We start from the raw sequence: 26,387 nt of genomic DNA on the forward strand, positions 1-26,387 counted from the left end.
GGGTCTGGTCTGAATGTTCTCCTAAGGACGTAAGGTTTGTTTCGGTAGTAGTGATAAACCGATTCGATGATACGTAAGACCAAGCCCGATCCTTAAAGGGAATGAGAAAAAACGCAGTGATAAGTAAGTCGAAAACCAGTGAGATTCGTAAAAAACATACGGTTGTCTGGCTAAAATCTCACTGGGGATCGGCTTAAAAACCCAGTCAGAAAATTTTCGAACGTACGTACGGCCAAGACCAATCGTTATGGTGAAGATTTTTGATCGGTATAATACAAAAAAACTCCCGATAGTGATATCGGGAGTTTTTGTAGGTGTATTTTTTCCTCTCCACAAGGTAGGACATTCCCCCAACAAAGGAAACATCCATCCAAATCCGCCCTGATTTAGAGGTTTTTGCCATGTTTGAAAAAGAAGGAAAAGCGACGGAAACAGCCGTGGCCAATGTTGAAACCTGCCCGTTTCCTTTTTTCAAATAAAAAAATGAAAGGGAATGGTGTAGGGACTGAGTGTGTCCCAACGCCATATACCCGCTACGGTGCTCATTACTCCGGACTCTTTACATTTTACTCCTTCCCAACTCAAGAAATCCGTCCCCAAGTGATTCCCCCGCCGTTGCGCTGGTCAAGGTACGAGCGGATAGGCTGGTTCTCTTCCGACTCCAGTTTGGGGTCTTTCGAGAGGATATGCTTGGCCGCCCGGCGGGCCTGTCTCAGGATATTGCCGTCCTGTGCCAAGTCCGCTATCCGGAGGTCCTCCACCCCGCTTTGGCGCGTGCCACTCATATCGCCCGGCCCGCGGAGTTTCAGGTCCGTGTCCGCTATCTCGAAGCCGTTGTTGGTTTTCACCATCGTCTCCATCCGTATCTTGCTGTCACGGCTCAGCTTGTCCTTGGTTATAAGGAGGCAGTACGATTGCTCCCCGCCCCGCCCCACGCGTCCGCGAAGCTGGTGAAGCTGGGCCAGCCCGAAGCGCTCGGCGTTTTCGATTACCATTACCGTGGCGTTGGGCACGTTTACCCCCACTTCTATCACCGTAGTGGCCACCATTATCTTGGTCTCGCCCTTCGAGAAGCGGGCCATCTCGTATTCCTTGTCGGCGGGCTTCATCCGCCCGTGGACTATACTGAGCGGAAGGTCCGGAAAGGCTCTGGATACGCTTTCGTAGCCGTCCATCAAATCTTTGAGGTCCGCCTTGCTGGATTCCTCAATCAAAGGGTAAACGATATAAACCTGCCTGCCCTTCTGGATCTCGGAACGCATAAACGAGAAGATTTTCAGGCGCGAGGCGTCGGTAAGGTGCGAGGTTTTGATAGGCTTACGCCCGGCCGGCATCTCGTCTATCACCGACACGTCCAAGTCGCCGTACACCGTCATGGCCAGCGTGCGCGGTATGGGCGTGGCGGTCATCACCAGTACGTGCGGGAAGATGTCCTTGTTCTTGGACCAAAGCTTGGAGCGTTGCGCCACCCCGAAGCGATGTTGCTCGTCGATAATGGCCAAACCGAGGCGCTTGAACATCACCCTGTCTTCCAGCAACGCGTGTGTCCCCACGATCAGGTGGAGTTCGCCGGCGGCGAGTTCGGCCAACATCTTGTCCCGAACGCGCTTGCGGGTAGATCCGGTAAGCAAGGCCAAGCGGATGCCCAGCTTGTCGGCGAATTCGCCCAGGCCCTGAAAGTGCTGGTCGGCCAAGATCTCGGTAGGCACCATCAGGGCGGCTTGCGTACCGCTGCTTACGGCCAAGAGAACGCACAGGAAGGCCACCATGGTCTTGCCGGAGCCCACGTCGCCCTGTATCAGGCGGTTCATCTGCGTGCCGGACTTCATGTCGGCGTATACCTCGCGGGTTACGCGCTTCTGCGCCCCTGTCAGTTCGAAGGGAAGGTGCTTCTCGTAGAAATCTTTGACCAGCCGGGCCCTCTCCATCACTATGCCGGGCGTTTGGCCTTGGCGTTCGAGTTTGTCCCGCAAGATTTTCATTTGCCCGAAAAACAGTTCCTCAAACTTCAGTCGCAGTCGCGCGGCTTGCAGTTTGGCTGTGGTATCGGGAAAATGGACCTGCCGGATAGCCTCGCCCCGGGGCATTAGCTCGAAGAACGTCCGCATCTTTTCGGGCAGGTTGTCGGGTACGGCGTTTTTGATAATCTCCACGGCCGAGGATTGCAGACGGCTCAGCGCCTTGCTGTCCAGTGTGCCAGTTTTCATCCGCTCGGTGGTGGGATATACCGGATGAATGGCCAACGAGCTTTTGCCCGTGCCCGTAGCGCCCTGTTCCTCTACCTCCGGGTGCGGTATGGACATGCTGGATCCGAAGCTCTGGGGCTTTCCGCAAACCAAGTACGGCATCCCGACGGCCAGTTTCTGGCTGATCCAGTGAATTCCCCTAAACCAAGTGGCCTCGATTATGCCCGTGCCGTCGTCGAAATAGCCTATGTAGCGTTTCTTTTTTCCGTCGCCTTTGGTTTCGAACCGTCGGAACTTGCCTTTGAGCTGAACGAAGTCCATCTCCGGGCTCATGGTGGCTACGGTGTGTACTTGCGTGCGGTCTTCGTAGCGGTATGGGAAGTGGCGCAGGAGTTGGCCAACGGTAAATATGCCCAGCTCGGTGTTGAGCAGGGAGATTTTGCGCGGGCCGGCGCCCTTTATTACGTCTATCTTGGCGTCGAGTATAGAGGCCATGTCTGTGTGCGGAGGCTGTTAAACGAGTAAAGGCCCCAACGGAGCCTTTTAAATGTCTTGACTTTCGGGCAGATCACTTAGGGACGTTCCACCTAGTGGTTTTGATCATGCGTACCATATCCCGCTTCACGTAGTCGATAACGGGAGCCAGCGAGTCATTCTTCAGTGAGGTCCTGAAGTACAAAGCTCCCCGCAGGAAGTTGTCCGTAGAGTCCGTAACGAAGAAATTGAACTGGGTAGGCACGTCGCCCTCTATTTCGGTGATAACGGCCCGGTAGCCCTCGTCGGTAGTGATAAAGCCCGATTCTATGGAAGAAGCCTTGTTCTGGTGCTTTTCCGAAAGGCGGTGGCTGTCTTCTATCAGTTCCCTCAGGAATTTGCCGTCCTTCTTCAGGTTATAATAAGTGAGCTCCACGCTGGCTTCCAGCTTCGGATAGTAAAGCTGTGACCAATAGCGTTTGGAAATCCACGAAGTGTCGTCGAGCATGACGGCGTGTTTCGACATCTCGAAACGGTAAGGCATGCTGTCGGCCGACATGGTATATTGCTGGGGCGGAAGCTCGATCCGGTTATAGCCGAGAGGTTTCGGGTAATAGTCCTTTTGTCCGCAAGACCAAAGGAGAGTGGCCAAAAGGCCGGGCAATACGAGTGCTAGTGTCTTTCTCATCGTATGTGTCCTAATGGAGGCTTGGCCCGCGGGCGGTGCCTCCGTTGTTATATCATGCTAAACGTAGTGATCGGCCAAAGCTTTCGCTTTCCGTCCGTTTATTTTTTCTCGGGAAGGATTTTCACCCGGACCTTCTCTATCCTTTTCTGGTCGGCTACCACTATGGTAAACACCAAGTCGCCGTAAGTGATCTGCGCTCCGGTGGCGGGCAAAGTGCCGTTGAGTTCCAGTATCAAGCCTCCCACCGATTCGCTTTCGCCTTTGACTTCTTCCAAGTCCGAAGGGTCTAGGTCCGTCACCTTGCAGAAGTCGTTGAGTGAGGTCTTGGCCTCGAAAACGAAGGTGTTGTCGTCGATGCGGTTGTAGCCCACGTCGTCCGGCACGTCGAACTCGTCGTTGATCTCCCCCACTATTTCCTCTATGATGTCTTCCAGCGTAATCAGGCCGGAAGTCCCGCCGTATTCGTCCACGACGATGGCCATATGTACGCGTTTATGCTGGAATTCCTTCAGCAAGCTATCGATTTTTTTGCTTTCCGGAATGAAATAACTCGGGCGGAGAAGCCTGTGCCAGTCAAAGTTCTGGTCTTTGTTTAGGTATGGTAACAGGTCTTTGCCGTATAATATGCCTTCTATTTTGTCCAGACTTCCGTTGTAAACGGGAATCCGGGAATAGTTGCTGACATGGATTTCCTTGACCACCTCATGAAAATCAAGTTCGGAATCGATGGCGGTGATGTCCAGGCGGGTTTGCATAACCTGCTTTACGGTCAGCGTCCCGAAATTCACGATTCCTTTAAGTATTTCTTTTTCCTCTTCGGTAGTATCCTTTGAAGTAATGTCCAAGGCGTAGTTCAGTTCGTCTATGGAAACGTTGTAGCCTTTCTTTTCCACCCTTCTTTCGATCAGGCTGCTCAAAGAAGTCAGCGCCCAGGCCAATGGCTGAAACAGTGCCCGCGCCCAAGCGAACGGAGCGCTCATGGCTTTTGCGAAAGCGAGGCTGTTATGCAAAGCGTAGTTCTTCGGGATAACCTCCCCGAAGAAAAGAATCAGGAACGACACCACGCCCGAAAGCGCCACGACCAGCAGGCCTTCGTTATTGCGTGAGCCGGTAATATACCACGTAAGCACGGTGGAAAGCGTGACAATGGCGATATTGATAAAGTTGTTAAGGATCAGGATAGTGGCCAGCAGTTGTTTTGGTTTACCCAAAAGGTCGCTGACGCGCCTTTCCGCCGGGCTGGATGATTGTCGGCATTTGTCGAGTTGGTCGGCGGTAAGTGAAAAATAAGCGACTTCCGAACCGGATACCAAAAAGGACATGGAAAGCAAGAGTAGGCCAAAAGCGATACTGAGACTGTAAAACGCAAAGCCTCCTTCGAACATTAAATTGAGTAGAATGCTACTAGGATAAGGGTCTTCTAAGGCGGATTCCAAGGTTTGAATTATTGATGAAACAAGTACCAATATAAAGCTGAGCGGGGATGAAAGCAACCTTTTTCAAGGATCAATATTGGCTGTATTTACGTGTGCGATAGCGGAGGGTTGTGGGGAAGGCAAAAAATGCCCGGAAATCGGAGGGGTCCGATATCCGGGGGAAACTTGTATCAGAACGGCAGATCGTCAGAGTCGTCAACCGACACTTCAGGCGCCGCCGGTGCTTGTGGCGGTGTTTGCGGAGCCGCTGGAGTCTGGGGCGCTTGGCTCGGTTGGGCCTGCTGTCCCGTAGCTTGGGGCCTCGCTTGGGCTTCGTCGGAGCGCGGATTGCCGCCGAGCATGGTCATGTTCTGCCCTACTATCTCCGTAATATATCTTGTTACACCTTGCTGGTCTTGGTACTGGCGGTTGGTGATTCTGCCTTCCAGATAGATTTTACTGCCTTTGCGCAGATACTTTTCCGCAATTTCGGCTAAGCGTCTCCAAAGCACGACGTTGTGCCATTCGGTCATGGTTTTGCGCTCGCCGCTGGTGCGGTCGGTATAGTCTTCGGACGTCGCCAGAGAGAACGTCACTCTTGGCGATCCGTTTTCTAGATAGCGGATTTCGGGATCCCGTCCCAAATTGCCGATAAGGATAACCTTATTAACCCCTGAGGCCATAAGCAGAATGTTTTTATGTTTGAAATTTATGTTTCTGGATAGAACTTGGCTAAGCCAAGAGCAAACGCCCGTCGAGATACTTTTTCAGGTAGTTCTCTATTAGTATCGGTTTTGCCAAACTTTCGATTTCCTGATCGGTATAAGCCTTAAGTCCGGTGTTTTGCAATATCTCGTCAAGTCCCGAGCCTTGCGCCTCTATAATATAGAAACGGGCAAATAGGCGCTGGTGGCTTAAAACGTGTTTGAACGTCGGGCTAGAATCCGCCAACGAGGCGCCTGTTTTTATAAGCGATTCGAGCACGGTGTCGGTCAGAAGATCAAAATCCGTGGGCTTTTCCGTTTCTATTAGGTGAAAATCATAAAGATCTTGCCAAACATCTCCGGCTTCACGCTTGCGCATAAAAGTTTTGTCGCCATTCCGTATCACAATATAGTTTAAGTGGCGCTCCCTTACTTTTATTTTCTTCTTTTTTACTGGCAGGTCGCCTTGGGAGCCTTTGGCTAGGGCGTGACAGCCCGAAGCCAGAGGGCAAGTATCGCAAAGCGGTTTCTTCGGGGTGCAGACCGTGGCGCCCAGATCCATTACGGCTTGGTTAAAGTCCCCCGGTTTGCCGGAATCGATAATGGTGGCGCCCAGTTCGAAAAATTCCTTGAATGCTTTCGGTGAAGCAATATCGGTCTGAATACCGAAATAGCGGGCAAATACCCGATACATATTCCCGTCCACGGCGGGAACGGCTTCATTGAAAACAATGGAAGCGATAGCGGCGGCGGTATATTTGCCAATGCCGGGAAGTTTTTGCAAACCGGCGTAGGTGGAAGGGAACGTGTTGTTCATCTCATGACTTACCGTTTTGGCGCATTTATGCAGGTTGCGGGCCCGGGAATAATAGCCGAGCCCTTGCCACAGCCTCATGACTTCTTCTTCCGGAGCGTCGGCGAGGTCCTGAACAGTGGGGTACGTTTCCAGAAACCGGGCGTAGTACGGCGCCCCTTGGGCCACGCGAGTTTGCTGAAGTATAATTTCGGAAAGCCAGCAGGAATAGGCGTTCGGAGCTTCCCGCCAAGGGAGGCTTCTTTGGCTAGTTTGGTACCATTCCATGAGTTCCGATCGAAATATGCTCTCTTCCAAACCGTTATTAGGTTAGTATTCAACCGCTAAGGCAACTTATTTTTTGCGGTTTTATTTTAAAATAAGTTTCGCTGAACTATTTTTGTCCCCTCAAAAATACTTGGTTACTAAGAAATTAGGAATTTTTAAACTTAAATATTAGGAAACGTGACTAAAGCAGAGGTAATTACGCAAATTGCGGAACAAACGGGTATTGATAAGGCGGATGTCCAAGAGACCGTGGAGGCGTTTTTCTCGGTAGTCAAAAATTCCATGGCTGAGGGAAACAATATCTACGTCAGAGGATTCGGAAGTTTTGTCAATAAGAAGCGGGCGAAGAAAGTTGCGAGAAATATTTCTAAAAATACTGCGATTGAAATCCCCGAGCACTTCGTACCTGCTTTCAAACCCTCTAAGGTCTTCATTGAGAAGATAAAAGGTACGGTAAAGGCCTAAGCTGTTAGCGCGCCTTGAAACAAACAATCCTCGGTAATATTCGGTAAGGTTATGAAACGCTCACATGTAATTTTGGGTCTCGCTGTGTTGGCGGTGGTGGGAATACTGTACGCAACACCCAATTATGTAGGAAAGAAAAAGGACCAGGACGGCAAGGCCGGAATGGCCCAAGGGAGGGGCGTGAAGACGGGCGATATCGCTGATTTGCCCGTGGATCATGACAGTATGCTCACTGAATCGCAGGTTGAAGATGCTATCCGGTTGACAAAAGCGTTCGAAAGTTCGCGCAATTCGACTGAAAAGCTTAAATTTGCGGATTCGCTTTACGGCTTGTATCTCAGTGTGAACAGGCCCGATAGCGCAGCCAAGTATGCGGTGCTTAGCGTAACCCCCGGATCAGAGGACCTTGGGAAGCTAAAGGCGGGCGACGCTTACTATCAGGCTTTTTCGTTGGCAACCAACGACGAAAGGAAAGTGGCTTACGCCGAAAAGGCCCGCGGGGTCTTCGAAGCGTTCTTGGCCACTCACCCGGACTCATTGGGCGTCAAGGCCCGTATGGCTATGACTTATGCCGTGTCGGCGGCGCCTATGAAGGCGGCGGTGGCGCTTAAGGAAGTCTTGGCCCAGGACCCGAACCATAGGGAGGCTTTGTACAACTTGGGTGTCCTTTCGATCCAGTCCGCGCAGTTTGCGAAGGGCGTGGAGCGTTTTGGCAAACTTGTTGAACTGGATCCGACTGACTTGCAGGCCCGGTATTATCTGGGCGTTTGCTATTTCGAGTCGGGAAAGAAAGACGAAGCCAAGAAGGAATTCGAAATGGTGAAAAGGTTGAGCGACGACCCGGTGGCCCATCAGGCTGCCGATGAGTATCTGAACCTTATTTAATTCAAAATATCTTACACTTAAAACAGCTACGGTTATGCCTTGCGGTAAAAAAAGAAAGAGACATAAGATTGCTACTCACAAGAGAAAGAAGCGTCTGAGAAAGAACAGACACAAGAAGAAGTAATCAGACGCAATGATATTTCGGGCCGGGCCTTATAAGGTCTGGCCTGTGTTCTTACTATACACAGTCTAAAGAAACCATTAAGCAGTGAGCAACGAACTGATTATCAATGGTTCTCCGAATGATTGCCGTATAGCCCTGTTGAAAGATAGACTCCTGGAGGAGTTCCACCAAGAGAAAGGCGGTAACAAGTTTCATGTAGGCGACATTTATCTGGGTACGGTCCGCAAGATTGTTCCCGGCCTAAACGCTGCCTTCATTGACATAGGTTACGAAAAAGACGCCTTCCTCCATTATCTGGACCTCGGTCCGCAGGTACGTTCGCTGAACAAATTTTCGAGATTAGCCCAAAGCAAGAAGAATTCGTCGCCGAAACTGGCCGGATTCAAGTCGGAACCCGACATCAACAAGCTGGGCAAAATAAACCAAGTTCTTTCCAAAGGGCACCAAGTGCTGGTGCAGGTGGTGAAAGAACCGATTTCCACCAAAGGGCCCCGGCTGACGTGCGAGCTCTCCCTGGCAGGAAGATATATCGTGTTGGTGCCGTTTTCAAACAGTGTCAGCATCTCGAAAAAAGTCACGAACAAAGAGGAGCGCAGAAGGCTCGTTCGCCTGCTGACGTCTATCAAACCCGAGAATTTCGGAATAATTATCCGCACGGTGGCGGAAGGTAAAGATGTCGCCGAACTCGACAGAGACCTTGGGGATCTGGTCGGGAAGTGGGAAAAAGGAATTAGGGCTTTACGCACGGCAAAACCGAAGGACAAGGTTATAGGTGAGATGGGAAGAGCGTCGTCGATACTCAGGGACGTTCTGAGCGAATCGTTCGACTCCATTTACACTGATGACCGCGATATGTACGGTGAGATTAAATCGTACATTGGCACAATCGCTCCTGACAAGGAGAAAATCGTAAAACATTATAACGGCAAGGCCAAGATATTCGAACATTTCGGTATCGAAAAACAGCTTAAGTCGCTGTTTGGCCAGACAGTAAGCCTGAGAAACGGCGGCTATCTGGTAATCGAGCACACGGAGGCCCTGCACGTTATCGACGTTAACAGCGGAAACAAGTCGAATTCCGAAAGTAATCAGGAAACGACAGCCCTGAAAGTGAACTTGGGCGCCGCGACGGAGATTGCAAGACAACTCCGACTGAGGGACATGGGAGGCATTATCATCATCGACTTTATCGATATGAAGAGCCCCGAGAACAAGCGGATGCTTTTCGAGAAGATGAAGGAGTTTATGAAACCCGATCGCTCGAAATTCACGATTCTGCCCCTCACAAAATTCGGCCTTATGCAGATCACCCGACAGCGGGTAAGGCCAGAGCTGAATATCGTCACGAAGGAGAAATGTCCGACATGCAACGGCACGGGCAAAATCCAGGCTTCGATTCTGATCACGGATCAGGTGGAGAAAAGTCTCAAACACATCCTGACGCAGCAAAACGAAAAAGACATTACCATCGCTTTGCATCCGTTTTTGCACGCGTATTACACCAGAGGGCTTATTTCCAAAAGGCTCAAATGGTATTTTCAATACAGGCGTTGGGTCAACTTGGTTGCGGACACATCATTGCCCGTTACGGAATACAGATTCCACAATAAGGACGGCGACGTAATCGAGATTTAAAAAAATTGAAGGCCCCGGGCGGAAACCCCGGGGCTTTTTTTATTCCCTCTCGGCTAGCAAGCGTCGGAGTTTTGTGATTTTCAGAAACGTATAGACCGCCGACATCACGCACACCACAAAGCCGTAATAACCGTCCAGAAAGCCCAAACGGATAATATATTTGTTGAAGAATTTGAAAGGAGGGCTGAAAAGCACTTTGGCCAAACTGGCTTTTTTCCCTTTTTCCAGATCTCTTTTCGCCATCAGGTCCGTGTACTTGTTCATTTGGTTGACGTGCTGGGCGATGGTGTGAAAAGAGTAATGTAACAGGTCGCCTTTCAGTGTTTCGGTACTCTTTGGCCGGAAATCAAGCGTTTCGTGGATGTCGCCTGTCCATCCGCCCAGTTCTTTTCTCCAGATTCTGGTTTTCGGTTCGGGATACCAACCGCAGTGGCGAATCCATTTTCCGCAATAGTTTGTTAGGCGGTTTAATATGTAAGCTTCTTTCGGCGCTTTTTCCTCCTTGATTTTCAGGATGGAAGTTCTTAATTCTTCCGATAAAACCTCGTCGGCGTCAATGGATAACAAGTAGTCGTGTGAGGCCAGAGAGTTTGCGTAATTCTTTGTGTCGGAGTACCCTCGCCAAGCCGTAGCTATGAATTTTACGCCATAGCTTTCGCAGATTTCCTTTGTCCGGTCCATGGAAAGCGAATCGACAACAACGATCTCGTCGGCGACGCCCTGTAGGGATTCCAGGCACTTGCCGATGTTCTTTTCCTCGTTCAAAGTGATGATTACGGCTGAAAGTTTCATTTCTGGCATTCGTTTATTGTCGGCGCTTTTTTCTTTGGCCCGGACTTTTTTCTGTCCGGTATTGACAAAATTACGCTTTTCCTTGTTCCCTCTTGACAAAAGTTTCGGCAGAAATGTCCGCTCCATGCCAGTTTGTCAGTAAAAAACGCTCTGTTTTGGCGTTTTTCGGCATTGGCACAGACATTGAAACTCTCGGTCATGTAAGTTTTGGGCCTTGGTCCGATAACTTTTGGAAAAGAGTATAAAAGACAAAATATAAAAACAGAAATGGGTAAGATCATTGGAATTGACTTGGGTACTACCAACTCTTGCGTTTCCGTAATGGAAGGCAACGATCCGGTTGTAATCCCTAACAGCGAAGGCAAGCGTACGACTCCTTCGATTGTCGCTTTTTTGGAAGACGGTAAAGGAGAGCGTAAAGTGGGTGACCCTGCCAAGCGTCAAGCCATTACCAACCCTCACAACACTATCTTCTCTGTGAAGCGTTTCATGGGTAAGCGTTTCTCTGAGCTTAAGGAAGATACAAAAAGATTGCCGTACGAAGTTCTTCAAGGTCCTAACGACACTGTAAGAATCAAGATTGGCGACCGCGAATACAGCCCTCAGGAAATTTCGGCGATGACGCTTCAGAAAATGAAGTCTACCGCTGAGGAGTACCTCGGGCAGGAAGTTACCGAAGCGGTAATCACCGTTCCGGCTTACTTCAACGACGCCGAGCGTCAGGCCACTAAAGAGGCGGGACAAATCGCCGGCTTGGACGTTAAGCGTATCATCAACGAGCCTACGGCCGCTTCTTTGGCTTATGGTCTCGACAAGAAAGACACTGACCAAAAGATCGCCGTTTACGATTTGGGTGGCGGTACTTTCGATATCTCTGTTCTCGAACTCGGCGACGGCGTGTTCGAAGTGAAATCTACCAACGGCGACGTTCAGTTGGGTGGTGACGACTTCGATCAAGTGTTGATCGACTGGTTGGCCGAAGAGTTCAAGAAAGACGAAGGCGATATCGACCTGCGTAACGACCCTATGGCGCTCCAGCGTTTGAAAGAAGCCGCTGAGAAAGCCAAGATCGAATTGTCGAGCACTACTTCGACTGAGATCAACTTGCCTTACATCATGCCGGTGAACGGCATTCCGAAGCACTTGGTTCGCACTTTGTCTCGCGCTCAGTTCGACCAATTGACTCACGACCTCGTTCAGCGTACTATCGAGCCTTGCCGTCAGGCGGTTCAGGACGCCGGAATGTCTACTTCGGAAATCGACGAGATTATCCTCGTAGGTGGTTCAACCCGTATCCCTGCCGTACAGGAAGCTGTTGAGAAATTCTTCGGCAAGAAGCCTCACAAAGGTGTTAACCCTGACGAAGTGGTAGCGGTAGGCGCGGCTATCCAAGGTGGTGTATTGACTGGTGAAGTAAAAGACGTACTTCTCCTCGACGTTACTCCTCTTTCTTTGGGTATCGAGACTATGGGCGGTGTGATGACTAAGCTTATCGACGCCAACACTACTATTCCTTCGAAAAAATCTGAAGTGTTCTCTACCGCGGCTGACAACCAGCCTTCTGTTGAGATTCACGTACTTCAGGGAGAGCGCCCGATGGCCAACGGCAACAAGTCGATCGGACGTTTCCACCTCGACGGAATTCCACCGGCTCCACGCGGAGTGCCTCAAATCGAAGTTACTTTCGATATTGATGCCAACGGTATCCTTCACGTTTCTGCCAAAGACAAAGGTACAGGAAAGCAGCAGCAGATCCGTATCGAGGCTTCTTCGGGCTTGAGCGACGAGGAAATCGAGAAAATGAAGAGAGAAGCCGAAGCTAACGCGGCGGCTGACAAAGAGGCTAAGGAAAAGGTTGAGAAAGTTAACCAGGCCGACTCTCTGATTTTCCAAACGGAGAAACAGCTTAAGGAATACGGCGACAAGATTTCGGAAGGCAACAAAAAGCCGATCGAAGATGCTTTGGCTCAGCTTAAGACTGCGCACGGAAGCCAGGACTTGGCCGGTATCGACGCTGGAATGGAAGCTTTGAACAAGGCTTGGGAAGGTGCTTCTCAGGAAATGTACCAGGCTCAGCAGGCCGAGCAACAGGCGAACGGCGGTGCCGCTGACCCTAACGCTCAGGCTGGCGGACAGCCAGGTGGCGACCAAAAAGACGACGATGTTTCTGACGTTGACTTCGAAGAAGTGAAGTAATCAAAAGCCGGGCTCGCCCGGTTTCAAAAGATAAAAAGCGACTGTCAGGAAATCTCGACAGTCGCTTTTCTGTTTTGGCTGGGACAGAATCCCTGCCGAATGAATATAAAAACGGATTTCCGGATCAGTATTCGACCGTAATGCCGTGATATTTTTCCTGTTGCTTATAATCCTTCCTGAGCGGATGCCCTTCCCAGTCTGCCGGTAACAGAACCCTATGCAGATCGGGGTGGTTTGAGAAACGGATTCCAACCAAATCATAAGCCTCTCTTTCGTGCCAATTGGCGGTTTGCCAGATATCGCACACGCTCGGGACGCTTTGTCCGTCTTCCTCGTTTCGGGAAATGCTTACGCTGAGCCCGAGTTTATATTCGTAAGGGATGGAATACAAATGGTAAACCACTTCCAAAGTTCCTTCTTTCGGGCCGTTATCGAGTCCGGTGAGGCAAGAAAGCATATCGAAGTAGCAATGCTCGTCGTCGCGAAGGAATTCGCATACTTCGGCAATTTTTTCGGCCGGTAGGCAGAGTGTTTTCGGGTCGGAGTTTTCGCGTATTTCCAGAATCAGCTCCTCGCCGAATCGCTCTTTGAGTCGTTCCGTTACTGTTTCGAAAGAGACTTCCATCAGGCGTTCTGTTTTTCTTTGTCCATAATAGCTTGAAGAGCCGTCGGGGCCATCAGGGTTTCTTCCCTGATCTTGTCGCGGAGCTTGAGAATGCCGCCGATCAGTGCCTCCGGCCTAGGCGGACAGCCCGGAACGTACACGTCTACGGGAATAATCCTGTCTACGCCCTTTACCACATGGTAGCCGTGTTCCCAGTAAGGTCCGCCACAGTTTGAGCAAGAGCCCATCGATATTACATAGCGCGGTTCCGGCATTTGTTCGTAAAGGCGCCGTACTCGGTCAGCCATTTTGAAGGTCACTGTGCCGGCTACGATCATTACGTCGGATTGGCGCGGGGAGGCCCGGGGAATTACACCGAAGCGGTCCAGGTCGTAGGAAGAGGCGTAAGCGCCCATCATCTCGATGGCGCAACACGCGAGCCCGAATCCCATGGGCCATAGCGAGGAAAGCCGGGCCCAATTGATCAGGTCGTCCACTTTGGTGACGATAACGCCACCGGATTCGAATTGGGTGTCAAGAAGCCCTTTCATATCGGAGTTAGTATTTCCCGTTGAGGTTTTCGTAGAGGTTTTGCGGAACGCTCGATTTGAACGCTTCGGGTTTGACGTTCGGTTTTTCCCAATTCAGGAACCCCTTGGCCCAAGCGTAGGCCAATCCGGCTACCAGAATCAGGATAAAGACGAACATCTCCGTAATGGAGAACATCGCCCAAAGCCCGTCCGTGCTTTCCACCATCTCTTTGTTCCCGAATACGGTAGCCCAAGGAAACAGGAATACGATTTCGACATCGAAAAGAATAAATAGCAGAGCGATAACGTAAAACCTCATGTTGAACCGTCCCCAGCCGGTGCCCACCGGGTCTTCGCCACATTCGTAGGTGGTGAGTTTTTCGTCGTTCGGACGGTTGGGGCGGAAGATTCTTCCCGCAAAGAGTGTAGCTGCGCAGAAGCCCACACCGCCGATAATGTACAGCAATATTTCGCCGAAAGCGGAAATTCCGGGGTTGGCCATGGTAGTGTTACGGGTTTGATTTCAGACATGCGGTATGCGGAATATAACCGGGCGTTAGTCCGCCACGGATAAGTTTCCGTACCGTATTCGGCAAAGTTAAACATTTTGCCGGAAGAAACCTTTAGCTGGAGTTTGGAAGAAGCTTACACAAAGTTCTTCGGATGTGAAACTTATTGGCCCGGAACAAACCCTAAAAGTGATTTCGCTAACAAAAAAGCTAATCATTATTTAGTTTATAATTCTTTTAATTCCTATTTTGAATGGAAATAACAAAACTCAAACGCTAAAATTATTGTCATGCAACAAATGATCCCTTACCTGATGGTAGATGGCGCCGAGGAAGCCGGCAAGTTTTACAGCGAAGCCTTTGAAGGCGAAATCCTGGAAACGCACCGTGCGGGTGATATTCCCGGGTTTCCGTCGCCGGACGCCATAATTCACTTGTCGATACAAACGAAATACGGCCTTATATTTTTGGCGGACTCGCATCCCGAGCGCACGATGAAGGGAAATAACACGCAAATCGTATTCAGTATGGGAAGTCCCGAGGAAGTGGATTCGGTTGTGAACAGCCTGAGGGAAGGAGCCATGGTGCATATGGAACCGCAGAATACGTTCTGGGGAGCTTATTTTGCTACGTTGACTGACAAATACGGCATTACGTGGCAAATGAACTGTCAGTTGGATCAGAAAGCGTGATTTAGTTGGGTATTTGGCCCACCGATTTCGGCTATATCAAATGCTTCATGAACCTCAACTTTCAGTTTCTATAAAATAAAATCCCTTTCGAAATGATCGAGTCTGTATCATTCCGAAAGGGATTTTGTGTTTTAGGAATGGTTAAAACAACTCCTCAGTTGGGGAAGATGTAGGTACATTCATCGGCACGATACCAAATACGTAATACCTGATACCTAAGACCTTTATTAGCGAATCAGTTTATAGCCAAGGGAGAAAATAAACTGGTTGTTTCTCAAATCCGAGTTGACATGCCCTCCACCCGGCAGGCTGAAGCTTTTGCCGAGTTTGCTTAAGTTGCCCTCGTATCTGGCGTCTAAGGTGAAGCGCTTGAGGAAATCCAGCCCCAGACCCGCTTGGAAACCTACCGTGGCGTCATTGTAGTTTTGTTTGACATCCTTAAAGGCCGACGGAAGGTCTTTTATACTCTGGTCCAGAATAAGGGTAAATACTGGACCGGCGTTTACACGGAACACCAAAAACTTAAAACCGACCATTACGGGTAAGTCGAATTTCTGGTACTTGATTTTGCCTGTTTCCGTTATCATTCCGTCCGAAACCTTGATGTCGCCACCCGATTCGGAATAATAGAATTCGGGCTGGACGAATATGCCGAGCAAAGACACTTTGGCGAAAATACCGGCGTGGTAACCGAAGCTGTTGCCATCGTCCTTGATCGTGTAGTTGCCACTTGTGGCATTATCGAATCTTACATACGATGTGCTCAGGCCTCCTTTTACACCGAAGGTAAAGAATTGGGCATGGGCAAATGTGGCGGCGAACAAAACGGCGGCCAGCACTAGGGTGAATTTTTTCATGGTTGGTCATGGTTAGGGCGTTTTGGAGCGCCATAGCCCCGAAATGCCTGCGATGGTTTGGTCTTGAAGCCTTCTTTCGTATAAAAAAGCGTCTTCTTAAACAGTCCCCTTTGTATTACCAGCCTGTACAGCGTGTAGTAGCCGGGCTTTATCACTTCCTGGATATTCTTCTTTTTAAGTTTCTTGTGGCCGTACGGTCCTTTCTCGAAGGCGTTTTGGACAGCTTCGGGCAACTCGTCGAAATCCATAAACCTGCGGGTGAGAATCATTAGCCCGGTGGGCGAATAAAACGATTGGTAACTGTGCCCGTCTTGCATAAAATCCACTTCGTAGAAAGTCGGGAAAGAGTTCCATGGCGGTAGGCCGTTGTCCCAGATGTCGTAGTCCCAGTAGTCGCCGGTCCAGGGTCCCCAACTGTGCAGGCCGTTGTATTGCCAGCCGTAAGTGCCCGGATACCCGTACCACGAGTATGACTCGGCGCGGGGAAAGGCCAAATGAAAATCTCGCTGAATCTGGGCCGGAACGGCGCCGGGCTTTAGGCCGTGGTGCTTTTCCGTCTTTTGGCCGGGTTGGGTCTCTTTTGAGCATCCGGCCAACAGAATAACCAGCCCGAGAATTACCGGTAACAGTGCTTTTCTTTTAGGCGTAAATAGTAGGCGTTTTATGCGCATAGCGTGTTTTTCCTGTTCGGGTATTGTTTACTAAAGTTGAAATTGTGGCGCTTTGTTGCTTCCGGTGCGCCGAAACCTTCCGGATTGGGCCTTTTGGCGGGGGGAGTCGCTTCTTTCCCATGGATTTTTTTAGTAAAATAGTGTCGACTGCGGAGTGGGAACAGAGAATGGGACGGCGCCGCGGAAAAGAAACCGTTTGGAAATGAATACATTGAGAAAGATATTTTTGGCGCTGGTTTTCGGTGCCGTGGCTTTGGGCGCCCGGGCCCAGGAGCTGGACTGCCGTGTGGTAATTAACGCCGACAACGTGGAGGCCACCGACAAAAGGGTATTTCAGGAGATGGAACGGGCCTTCGCCGAATTCCTGAATAACAGGCCTTGGACGGATATGACTTATCAGCGCCACGAGCGAATCAAGTGCAACCTGATCCTGAATGTTGAGGATATGCCGTCGATCGGTAATTTCTCCGGAACAGCCACCGTTCAGGCCGCCCGGCCGGTGTTTGACGCTTCTTACGAGACGATGTCCTTTTACGTCTTCGCCGACAAGGAATGGGTTTTCGAATACACTGAATCCCAACCGCTGGAATACGCTGAAAACACTTACGTGAACAACCTCACGTCCTTGCTCTCTTATTACGCCTACTTGATCATCGGTACGCACCAAGACACCTTTTCGCCATTGGGCGGAACCAAATACCTGGACCGCGCCCGCGATATACTGAACGCTACGCAAGGCCAGCAAAGACCGGGATGGGAAAGCTTTAGCGGACCGAATAGCCGGTATTGGTTGGTGGAGGATCTGCTCAATACCCGGATGGAGAATTTCCGCAAGGGCATGTACGATTATCACCGCAAGGGGCTCGACATTTACGCTGAAAAGCCGGAAGAGGCCATGAAAAACGTAATGGGTTTCTTGAGAAATCTTAAAGAGCTGAACAGCCTTCGGCCGAATTCGCTTTTGCTCCGCTCCTTTTTCCAAGCCAAGGCCGACGAGTTGGCCAATATGTTTTCGAAAGGAAATATGACGTTGAGGAAAGAGGCCTACGAGATCCTGACGCAGGTAAACCCTACGGAATCGGACAAATACGAGAAAATTTTAGGCAAGTGATCGGGGCAAGTCTTTTTCCGTTCGGTTACTTTTTTTAGTTTAGTGTCGGCTTTGGGCTAACAAGTTTAGATTTTCGTCGCGAGTTTCTTTATAAAGAGCGCTTGCGGTTGTATTTTCGCCAACACATTAAAAGGCTTCGGGAGGCCGTTTGCTAAGCCGGATAGTTTCCCGATCCCACAAACGGTATCCGAGTATGCTGACCAACCTTCTGATCAAAAATTACGCTTTGATTCGCCAGTTGCGGATCGATCCCTCCGCGCGACTCAACATCGTGACGGGCGAAACGGGTGCGGGAAAGTCCATTATGTTGGGCGCCTTGGGCCTGTTGCTGGGACGCCGGGCCGATACCAAAGCCCTTTATGATTCGGGCGTAAAATGCGTGGTGGAAGGCACCTTCGATATCAGCGCCTATAAGCTGGAAGGTTTTTTTGAGGAAAAAGAACTGGAATACGCTGACGAGACCATTCTGCGCAGGGAAATAAGTCCTGCCGGAAAATCTAGAGCTTTCGTCAACGATTCGCCGGTCAATCTCGATACCATGCGCCGGTTGGGCGCCCACCTTATCGACATCCATTCCCAACACGATACTCTGAAGCTGGGCACCGATGTGTTCCAGTTGGAAATCGTGGATCTTTTTGCCGAAAACCAGAAGCTGAAGAGCGAATACGCCGAGGCTTACCGTGATTTTCGCAAGAAGAGAAACGCTTACGACAAACTGTTGGCCCAAGCTTCGGAACTGAAGAAAGAAGCCGACTACAACAAATTCCTTTTTGACGAACTGGATGCCCTGTCGTTGGAGGCCGGAGAGAAAGAACTGGCCGAACAGGAGCTGAATCTGTTGGAAAACGCCGGCGAGATAAAATCCAAACTCGGTATGGCCAGCTACGCCCTCGACGGTGCCGAGCAATCGGTCACCGACGCTCTGCGTGAAGTGGCCACCGCCCTATCCGCGGCGGCCGGGATGGCCGAGCGCTACAACGGTCTCTACGAGCGCGCCAATAGTTGCTTGATAGAGCTTCAGGATCTTTCTGGTGAGATAAGCGGTGAGGAAGAAGGTGTGGAATTCGATCCGGAAAGAGCCGACCAAGTGCGTGAGCGTTTGAGCGCAATCTACGGTTTGGAACAAAAGCACCAAGTGGGTAGCGTGGAGGAGCTTTTGGAAATACAGCGTGAGCTTGAGGAAAAACTCGGAAGGGTAATGAATCTGGACGAGGAAATGGCCGAAGCCCGTCAATTGGCTGATTTGGCCGAAGACAAGATGAGAGCACTGGCCACCGACCTTACCGACAGCCGGGAAGCGGTGTTCGAGCCGTTGGCCAACCGGATAGTGGAACTGCTCAAGGATTTGGGCATGGAAAACGCCACCCTGTCATTGGACCGTACCGATATAGAGCCTGGCCCTACTGGCGCCGACGAAGTGAACCTGATGTTCTCGGCCAACAAAGGCATGCCGCGCCGTCCGCTGGGCGAAGTGGCTTCCGGCGGTGAATTCGCCCGCCTGATGTTCGCCGTAAAATATATCTTGGCCGACAAGACGGCCCTGCCTACCATAGTGTTTGATGAGATTGACACGGGAATCTCGGGCGAGATAGCCCTGAAGATGGTGCAGATGATGGAAGATATGGCCCTAAAGCACCAACTGCTCGTGATTACCCACTTGCCCCAAATCGCCTCGCGCGGCGAGCACCATTACTTCGTGTTCAAAGACCACACGCAGGAGCGTACCGTAAGCCGGATGCGCCTGCTGGACGACAACGAGCGCGTGGAGGAAGTGGCCAAAATGATCGGTGGCGCTAGGCCTACCGACTCGGCTTACCAGAGCGCCCGGGAACTTTTGCGGGGCGAGGCCTAAACCTTAGCGCAAGACAGGGCTACCGAGCAAGGTTTTTGCTTATTGAAAACCTATGCTGGACCAATCGCACCTTTGCAAATACGAACGCCGACACATCGAGTGGAGATACCGGTGCGGCGAGTCCATACGCAAAATAGCGAAGGGCATCAGGCGGGCGCCCTCTACCGTAAGCCGTGAGATAAAGCGCAACAGCTTTGGAGTGCTCGGCTATATGGCCGATAGCGCCGCCCTGCTTTACAAGGCCCGCAGGCGCTGGGCGGCGCACTGCAAGCACCCCGGTTTTAGGCCTGGAATCTTTTGGCGTTTCCCCCCTCTCCGCCCCGACCGCCTTTATATCTGTTGGTATTCCGATACGCTGGAATACGACCGGTGCCGAAGCCCCTACCCTAATTTTTCACTTTCCCGCTCGGCACAAAACCGCCGTGATTCGCTCTTCAGGCCCTCCGACAAGCCCGAGCACTATACGGAGTTAAGATTTTTGTACGACTATCTGCGGTTTCATAAAGACTGCGTACTGGACCGCCCGATAGACTATTCGAAGCCGTTCCCTTATCAACGCAAAAAACGAAAGCCGGACCCTAAACCCGTAACGCCCCCCAAAGCCCAAAAGGCAAAAACCAAAACCCCGGAACCGGCCACAGTCCCCGAGCCCGAGCCGGAGTTGGTGGCATAACTATGCCCGAACAAACCTAAAAAGCCCTTCCCCCACCCGATTCTCAACGCATTCGCCTTATCAGCCCTCCGGAAGTTCCGTACCAACGGCCAAAATCCGTATTGCCCCTACCAAAATACCTGTCGATAGTGTCCCTTCCTCCGGGTTTTGGGCTGAAAATTTCAGTGGTTGAATGTGTTGCGTTTGCACACGTGATTAAAAAATCATTGAATACATAAAAGGGACTTGTCCCGTTTTTGTATTTTCAGCGAGTCGAGTTTAAGATATGATTTTTTGATATGGAAAAATGGAAGAAGGCTTTTCGGAAGAGGCGTATTAGTTTGACGGTTTGGGAGGTATTTGATTATTTCGGCCTGCCCTCATTCCTTTTTTTGATTGTGATTTTCTTTGTCTCGAAACCGATAGCCAAACATTATGACCTTAACGAAGTCCTGCTACAAGTCGTCTTTGCCTTGTTGATGGTCGCTTATCTGTCCCGAAAATACTATGACCTGTATTTCTTAGAATACTCGTTTCCTCATTCCGCGGAGGCGTTTAAAAAAGCCTCAAAGGCTATGCGGATCGAGCAAAGGTGGTGTGTGACTTCGCTGACCAAGTGTTATTTCGAAGCTAAAGACGTTCGTTTCTGGCACCGGGGACCTATCCGGTGGACATTCGTAAGTGACGGCAACAGAATATTGGTAAACGCTGTTCCCGATCCGGGGCAACCGGGCTATCCTTACTGGTTCGGGAGAAAAAAGAAGATCCGGATATTTTTGGCAAGACTAGCCGAAGCCCAAGCCGGAATGCCAGTCGTGGAAAGATCGGCAAAAGTGGCGGAAAAGAGATTGTGTAAAGAGGAATCGCCGTGGACGGTAAAAAAGACTTTGTTTCGGGCACTAATGTACCCCCTATGTATCTCCTTTTTCGGAGCATTCATTTTTGCGGTTGCATATGGGGATCTTGACTTGCCGTCGGCGCTGGGGTTGTCTTTGGGGTTTGTAGTGCTTCCTGCGGTTTATATTGTTTTGGATTTGGCTGTTTTGTTTGATAGGAGGAAGAGGTGACCGGGGATTCTTGGTAAGGCTGGGGGGTAATGGGCAAGCGAGGACGCTTGCGGTATGTTTAGTCACAAGCGGATACGCTTGCGACGGCTGGGGAGCTTAAAGTTGAAAAAATAAGATGCATAACTATTTAGATTTGGAGATTGCCACGGTCGAACAGTATTCAATGATCGTAGATCTTGAGGCTCTGGAAGAATGGAGACAATTGGGATGGAAGACTTATAAGGAGGTTCAACTGCCGGCTGGTGATGAGGATGCCTTTAGGCTTTATGGAGAATTTGATAAACGTACACAGACGTTGATGTTCAATAAGCCTGTTTTGTTGAATGAGATGTCGAAAGATCAATTAATCAATAGAGAAGTAATTGATGCCGTAATGCATTTAGGAAATTACGGTATGGGAGGTGCCGGATTTTTTGGTTTGCTACTAGATACGGAGGAGTATTTAACCTATGCAACTTGGAGTTCTGGTGACTTTGTAATAGTTAATGATCGAGTGGTGGAGTGCAGCCCTGAGCACTATGACAAAATTAAACCTTGGACGTCTAATTATGGAGACGGTTTAACTTGGGATGAGTTAACCGAAACGGTTAGCGGAAGTATGATTAGAAGTTATGAATTGGCTGATGATGTTTTTATCTTATTTCTTTCAAAAAATGGGGCTGACCTTAAGGTGGAGTTTGTAAAACAGGATTCTAGATTACCTAAAGAAAGAGAAGCATATGAAGATGGTCAAATCTGCGACTACATTCTTTTTCAACATAAAGATGCGACGTTGATAGTCTAGGATAGGATATATTCCCGTCTCCCGTCAGCGTATTTAACGGCGATCACAAGCGCCCACACTTGTGATTTTTATATTTGCAAGCGTCTACGCTTGCCCGTTCGGAGAGCAAAGCTATCGTCATGGCAAATTCAAATGCGCTTGTCCTTCATGCCGTGGATTATAAACCGATTTAAACATTAAACAAGGAGCATATTAATAATGGGAAAGTTACCAGTAGAGATACTTCCCTACTTTAAACAGGCAGGTTGGTTTGAGGGAAGGTCTGTTGATATACAAGCAGAGTTAAAAGATGAGTTCGGGACCTATCCTGACAGCTATATAAAGTTCATGTCAGAATTTTCAGACCTATCTGTTCATCATAGAGGGACGCATGAAATAGAGAGAGCATCTGGTGAAAAAGATGAATACAGTTTCGATCGTTATATCTGGTTTGATTTAATGTATGATCGAGATTTAATGTACTATGAAGACGGAGAAGAGGGGGGTATAAAATATTATTCAGAATTAATGAATCAACAGTTATATCCTGTTGGTGAAATGGATGAAGGTTTTACTGTCGCTATTGATGAAAAATTAAGAATATATATTTTTAATACTGGAATATTGGGGTGTTTAAGAGTGCATGATGACGCCTATATCGGGCTTAAATATATATTGATGAATGACTTGTATAGTACTTCTTATGTCTTAGAAGAGGAAGGAGAGCATGCGGGGAAATGGTTTAAAAGAGAATAAAAGTTCAAGGCTCTTACCCGGCTGAGGCAAGCGAGGACGCTTGCGGTATGTTTAGTCACAAGCGAATACGCTTGCGAAGGCTGGGGGAATTTGTAATACAATGAAGAGTATAGAAATTAATATTGAAGGTAAAGAAATAGTCTTTAAACAGAATGATGAATATTGGATAGCTAATATTTTATTTGATTCTAACGAAATCACATTTGAGGTCTATCATGAAAAAATAGATGTTATAAAAATTAGGAGTATTCTTGCTTATGTCGGCACTCCTAAGTTTTTCGCTTTGAAATCAGAAGCTGAAAAAATGTTAGAATTATTAGGGATGTCTTTTTGGAAAAATGAGCATCAAAAATGCTTATTTGAATTTAACGGATTTGTTATTGAACCCCATGAATCTTCTGAATTAGATTTTCAATTGTGCTATTCTTTAACACTAGCCTCTAGTAATTACTCTGATTACGCAAATTGGGTCGTTGATATTTGGGCTCAAAAAATTGTAGGAGTCCGCAGAGAGCAACTTTAAAGTTGCTCTCTGCTTTTTTGGTCAACTAGTTTTAGTGTTGTTGGTATTCTAAAATCCCCGGCCCCCACCAGCGTATTTAACGACCGTCGCAAGGCCCCATACTTGTGACGGCCAGGAAAGCCGTTCCCTTACCGGCGCAAAAAACGAAAGCTCCCTACCCGATCCTCATCGCATCCGCACTAATTAGCTTTCCTGAAATCCTGTATCAATGGGCAAAATCCGTATTGCCCATACCAAAATGCCTGTCGATAGTATCCCTTCCCCCGAGTTTTGGGTTGAAAACTTCGGCGGTGAAACTAGAATCTAAGTGATGATTTGTTGTAATGCGGATCTTAAAATCTACACACCAAACAATGTCATGTAAGATTACGGGTAAAATGAGACTTATAATACATAGAATTGTCTTATTCAATCTTTAGTTAATGTTTAATATTGAAATAATTTTGTATTATTGTAATGTATTCGTTTTCAACACCTTACAAGCATACAGCCATGAAACCCCAAGCCTTCTGCACCTTCCTACTGTATGTCTTCTATGCCTTGGCCAGCTCATTGGCCTTTGCGCAAGAAGATAATAAAGCCTACAACAATTGGACTGACAATTATTCCATCGCTTCCACTGACGCCAATGCGGAGGGAACCGTTTTGAAGAACATAAAATTCTCCGCCAAATACACGCAAACCCGGCGGACCCCCACAACTTTCCGGGCCGAGGTGACTTTCTCGGTACGATACGACATTAATGGCTATCGTTACCAAGGCCAGGTATACCCCATTTCTTATCCGGCGTTCAAATACCTCGGCGGTTCCTCCGGATTCCTTCCTTTCGGCTTAAAAGCCAAGGCAACGCTGGCCAATGGAAAAACGGAAGTCTTCCAATTAGCCAAAGGGCTCACTAAGTATTTCGATATCGCTTCAGGCCACGAGAAACCAAAATTACTCAGCGATTTCGCTATCCGAAAAATTGTCATACTGAACGAAAGCCTGAAACAGCCAGCGGTGGAAGAGAAAATAACTCAATACCAAAAAGAGCAGAAGCAAAAGGAAGAGAAAAAAGCCAAGATCCTTGTGGCAAAGAAAGGCGATAACAAAGAAACGGATGACGGTCCAACACCGAAAAAGGTTATTACGTTAAATCCCGTCGCAAAAAAATCCGGTTCGAGCTCGAGAGGCAAAACGGACAATGGAGGCAGGGTAGGGAACGGACGTAAAACCGATTCACGGGAAACGTTTCAGGACAAAGCCGAATTGGCAAACAGGGAAGCCCATATCAAAGCGCGAAACGCCATGGTGGCAAACCGAAACAAAGCTTACGCTATAGAAAACGCTTCGGCCAGATTCAGCTCCATTATGAACACTTGGGCTAAGGAACGCGATTTCTACGGGGCCGTTCGTTCGTTATCCCGTATCGAGAGCCGTTCCATACAGGGCATAATAGCTGAGGTGCGCCAGAAAAGCCAAGCGCTGGACCAAACTTACGCCCAGCGAGCCGCGGACCAGCACAACCGCATCAATCAGATGAGTGCCCAAAACGCTAGCCAAGCCAAAAACGCAACCGAGGCGCAATTCAACTCGACCATAACCAATCTTTCGCATATGATCGCGAAAAGCAATTTGGAAAAAGACCGTCGTGAAGCGCAACGCACGCTTTTGGCGCAACAAAACTCGGCTATCAAGGAATTGGTCAAAGATTTCGAAGACAGAATACGCCCCCAACGTGAAAAATACCTGCAATTGGCCGCGCTCAGCGTCACCCAAGCCGAGGAGGATTATTACCTTACTTACTATAATTACAACACCTGTCTGGAAAACAACGCATACCAAATACTGCAAGGTCAAGCGCCCTGCCATGAGCCGAAACTGGAAGCTCCGAACCCGGATGCGAAGTACGACGCCCAGACTTATTACGAGGCTTACCGAAGAAAGAAAAAGAGTCCTTTGCAAGGCATGGACCCCGCGGCTTTCACGATGTTGGAATTAGCCATAGAAGCCGATCCGAACCAACCTGTATGGCTTCGGGAAAGAGCTACGGATGAACAACTGGACTACCATGATCAGCTCAGTATCCTGAGTCGTTCTTTGGACCTGGCCCCGGATGACGCCGAAACGAAAAAAGCTTACGAAAAGGTTTTGGGCGACATCAGAACGGAAGAAAACAAGACTAAACAATTCCTGACAAGAAAGCCCGACTATGATTGGGACGCTCATTCGGGACTGATGCAAGTCATTTGCGAACGAAAGGTCGTTTACGTAAACCCTCAGGGGGAAATAATGCTCAATCTCAATGACAAAAGCACCTTCCCGAAAGGCATAGTGTTGGCGCGAACAGGGGAACAATTCAATCAAGGCCTTCTGGCCGTACAAGACAAGAAAACCGGAAATTGGGGCTACATCAAACCTTCGGGAGAGATCGTAATCCCTCTGAAACTTCCGGTTGTCGATGCCTTCCACGACGGATTGGCGGCAATCCGCGACCCAAAATCAAATCTCGTCGGATTCATCAATCTAAAAGGGCAACTGGCTGTTCCCTGTCGTTTCGAAAGAGCCGAACACTTTTCCGAAGGCCTGTGTTTTGTTCGGGCCCCATATGAAAACAAAGGCTATTTCATCAATAAAAGGGGGGCTCGCGCTTTCAAGAAAGGGTATCATCTGGCCGGTCCATTCAAAAACGGGACTTCGGTTGTTACGCAAATCGGAAGCGGGCTTATGGGAGCCGGCGACAAGGAATGGCATATCGACACTTCGGGCAACAAACTAAACGGAAAGAAGTACTCTACGGCCTACCCTTACAACAAAGAAGGATACGCCGTGGTGGGCAATGAGCAATTCGCACGCGGTATCCGATGGTTTATGGTGGACAGGGCAGGCAAAAAAACACACGAAGGCACTTTCGAAAACCGTCCGAAATTCATTGCCGGACAAGCCGAAGTCAACTTAGGCGGTACATTCAAGAAAAAAATGGCGATCATAGACATGAGAGGGAAGATCATCAAAAAGATGTTTGAAGAGTAGAAAGAGGGGGAAACAACCAACTCCTGACATATCATTGATACTACCCCGGATTCCGTCAATGTATTTAACGGCCAACGCAAGTGTCCGTACTTGTGACCTTTACATTTGCAAGCGAGGACGCTTGCGGTATGTTTAGTCACAAG

24 protein-coding genes are annotated in these 26,387 nt (G+C 49.2%); 13 read left to right on the plus strand and 11 right to left on the minus strand.

Annotated elements, in window-relative coordinates; all coding sequences use genetic code 11:
• Positions 1–581: 581 nt before the first annotated feature.
• The 5 genes from recG to mutY form a co-directional block, all read right to left on the minus strand.
• Positions 582–2,681: an ATP-dependent DNA helicase RecG gene (gene recG / locus AABK39_RS00850; RefSeq protein ID WP_338393052.1), complete on the minus strand. Its 2,100-nt coding sequence runs from the start codon at positions 2,679–2,681 to the stop codon at positions 582–584.
• A 73-nt stretch (positions 2,682–2,754) separates the two neighbouring features.
• Positions 2,755–3,348 (minus strand): gliding motility lipoprotein GldD, encoded by a 594-nt coding sequence (gldD, locus tag AABK39_RS00855; RefSeq protein WP_338393053.1) that lies wholly within the window; start codon positions 3,346–3,348, stop codon positions 2,755–2,757.
• Positions 3,349–3,446: 98 nt separating this feature from the next.
• Entirely contained in the window at positions 3,447–4,784 is a 1,338-nt protein-coding gene (gldE, locus tag AABK39_RS00860) for a gliding motility-associated protein GldE (protein ID WP_338393054.1), read from the minus strand.
• A 170-nt stretch (positions 4,785–4,954) separates the two neighbouring features.
• Complete coding sequence (locus tag AABK39_RS00865) at positions 4,955–5,446, minus strand: single-stranded DNA-binding protein (RefSeq protein WP_338393055.1); 492 nt, start codon at positions 5,444–5,446, stop codon at positions 4,955–4,957.
• 49 nt (positions 5,447–5,495) lie between these two features.
• Positions 5,496–6,578, minus strand: a complete 1,083-nt coding sequence (mutY, locus tag AABK39_RS00870) for an A/G-specific adenine glycosylase (RefSeq protein ID WP_338393056.1) — start codon at positions 6,576–6,578, stop codon at positions 5,496–5,498.
• Positions 6,579–6,725: 147 nt separating this feature from the next.
• Between mutY and AABK39_RS00875 the strand changes: the two genes are divergently transcribed.
• The 3 genes from AABK39_RS00875 (at position 6,726) to AABK39_RS00885 (ending at position 9,657) form a co-directional block, all read left to right on the plus strand.
• Positions 6,726–7,013: an HU family DNA-binding protein gene (locus AABK39_RS00875; protein WP_338393057.1), complete on the plus strand. Its 288-nt coding sequence runs from the start codon at positions 6,726–6,728 to the stop codon at positions 7,011–7,013.
• A gap of 51 nt (positions 7,014–7,064) precedes the next feature.
• Positions 7,065–7,898, plus strand: coding sequence for a tetratricopeptide repeat protein (locus tag AABK39_RS00880; protein ID WP_338393058.1), 834 nt, complete (start codon positions 7,065–7,067; stop codon positions 7,896–7,898).
• Positions 7,899–8,106: 208 nt separating this feature from the next.
• Positions 8,107–9,657 carry an Rne/Rng family ribonuclease gene (locus AABK39_RS00885; protein WP_338393059.1) on the plus strand — a complete coding sequence of 517 codons (1,551 nt, stop codon included), beginning with the start codon at positions 8,107–8,109 and terminating at the stop codon, positions 9,655–9,657.
• A gap of 39 nt (positions 9,658–9,696) precedes the next feature.
• Here the strand turns inward: AABK39_RS00885 and AABK39_RS00890 are convergent, their stop codons facing one another.
• Positions 9,697–10,575 carry a glycosyltransferase family 2 protein gene (locus AABK39_RS00890; RefSeq protein ID WP_338393060.1) on the minus strand — a complete coding sequence of 293 codons (879 nt, stop codon included), beginning with the start codon at positions 10,573–10,575 and terminating at the stop codon, positions 9,697–9,699.
• Between the two features lie 141 nt (positions 10,576–10,716).
• On the opposite strand from AABK39_RS00890, the gene dnaK reads away from it, so the two are divergent.
• Positions 10,717–12,645 (plus strand): molecular chaperone DnaK, encoded by a 1,929-nt coding sequence (dnaK, locus tag AABK39_RS00895; RefSeq protein ID WP_338393061.1) that lies wholly within the window; start codon positions 10,717–10,719, stop codon positions 12,643–12,645.
• Positions 12,646–12,769: 124 nt separating this feature from the next.
• Here dnaK and AABK39_RS00900 read toward each other — a convergent pair whose 3' ends face one another.
• From AABK39_RS00900 to AABK39_RS00910, 3 genes are read right to left on the minus strand one after another with little or no spacing between them, the layout of a single operon-like run.
• A complete protein-coding gene (locus AABK39_RS00900; protein ID WP_338393062.1) occupies positions 12,770–13,270 on the minus strand; it encodes an NADH-quinone oxidoreductase subunit C in 501 nt (166 codons plus the stop codon).
• The gene (nuoB, locus tag AABK39_RS00905) at positions 13,270–13,800 is read right to left on the minus strand and encodes an NADH-quinone oxidoreductase subunit NuoB (protein WP_338393063.1); all 531 of its coding nucleotides are present in this window, start codon (positions 13,798–13,800) and stop codon (positions 13,270–13,272) included. The genes AABK39_RS00900 and nuoB overlap by 1 nt, the downstream gene beginning before the upstream one ends.
• Before the next feature lie 7 nt (positions 13,801–13,807).
• Positions 13,808–14,281 carry an NADH-quinone oxidoreductase subunit A gene (locus AABK39_RS00910; RefSeq protein ID WP_338393064.1) on the minus strand — a complete coding sequence of 158 codons (474 nt, stop codon included), beginning with the start codon at positions 14,279–14,281 and terminating at the stop codon, positions 13,808–13,810.
• Between the two features lie 297 nt (positions 14,282–14,578).
• Between AABK39_RS00910 and AABK39_RS00915 the strand changes: the two genes are divergently transcribed.
• Entirely contained in the window at positions 14,579–14,980 is a 402-nt protein-coding gene (locus AABK39_RS00915) for a VOC family protein (RefSeq protein ID WP_338393065.1), read from the plus strand.
• Positions 14,981–15,207: 227 nt separating this feature from the next.
• Here AABK39_RS00915 and AABK39_RS00920 read toward each other — a convergent pair whose 3' ends face one another.
• Positions 15,208–15,837: a porin family protein gene (locus AABK39_RS00920; protein WP_338393066.1), complete on the minus strand. Its 630-nt coding sequence runs from the start codon at positions 15,835–15,837 to the stop codon at positions 15,208–15,210.
• The gene (locus AABK39_RS00925) at positions 15,834–16,508 is read right to left on the minus strand and encodes a hypothetical protein (protein WP_338393067.1); all 675 of its coding nucleotides are present in this window, start codon (positions 16,506–16,508) and stop codon (positions 15,834–15,836) included. Before AABK39_RS00925 ends, AABK39_RS00920 begins: the two co-directional genes overlap by 4 nt.
• Positions 16,509–16,710: 202 nt before the next feature.
• Between AABK39_RS00925 and porD the strand changes: the two genes are divergently transcribed.
• The 8 genes from porD to AABK39_RS00965 all read left to right on the plus strand — a co-directional run bounded on the left by porD (position 16,711) and on the right by AABK39_RS00965 (position 26,244).
• On the plus strand, positions 16,711–17,619 hold the full coding sequence (gene porD, locus AABK39_RS00930) for a type IX secretion system protein PorD (protein ID WP_338393068.1): 909 nt from the start codon (positions 16,711–16,713) through the stop codon (positions 17,617–17,619).
• A 193-nt stretch (positions 17,620–17,812) separates the two neighbouring features.
• Entirely contained in the window at positions 17,813–19,471 is a 1,659-nt protein-coding gene (recN, locus tag AABK39_RS00935) for a DNA repair protein RecN (protein ID WP_338393069.1), read from the plus strand.
• Between the two features lie 52 nt (positions 19,472–19,523).
• A complete protein-coding gene (locus AABK39_RS00940) occupies positions 19,524–20,144 on the plus strand; it encodes a helix-turn-helix domain-containing protein (RefSeq protein ID WP_338393070.1) in 621 nt (206 codons plus the stop codon).
• Positions 20,145–20,422: 278 nt separating this feature from the next.
• On the plus strand, positions 20,423–21,190 hold the full coding sequence (locus AABK39_RS00945) for a hypothetical protein (RefSeq protein ID WP_338393071.1): 768 nt from the start codon (positions 20,423–20,425) through the stop codon (positions 21,188–21,190).
• 115 nt (positions 21,191–21,305) lie between these two features.
• Positions 21,306–21,974 (plus strand): hypothetical protein, encoded by a 669-nt coding sequence (locus tag AABK39_RS00950; RefSeq protein ID WP_338393072.1) that lies wholly within the window; start codon positions 21,306–21,308, stop codon positions 21,972–21,974.
• Positions 21,975–22,172: 198 nt separating this feature from the next.
• Positions 22,173–22,709, plus strand: coding sequence for an SUKH-3 domain-containing protein (locus AABK39_RS00955; RefSeq protein ID WP_338393073.1), 537 nt, complete (start codon positions 22,173–22,175; stop codon positions 22,707–22,709).
• A 100-nt stretch (positions 22,710–22,809) separates the two neighbouring features.
• Entirely contained in the window at positions 22,810–23,232 is a 423-nt protein-coding gene (locus AABK39_RS00960; RefSeq protein ID WP_338393074.1) for a hypothetical protein, read from the plus strand.
• Positions 23,233–23,724: 492 nt separating this feature from the next.
• Entirely contained in the window at positions 23,725–26,244 is a 2,520-nt protein-coding gene (locus tag AABK39_RS00965; protein ID WP_338393075.1) for a WG repeat-containing protein, read from the plus strand.
• Positions 26,245–26,387: the final 143 nt, after the last annotated feature.

It is taken from the genome of Fulvitalea axinellae, from assembly GCF_036492835.1.
In the GTDB taxonomy this organism is placed as follows: Bacteria; Bacteroidota; Bacteroidia; order Cytophagales; family Cyclobacteriaceae; genus Fulvitalea; species Fulvitalea axinellae.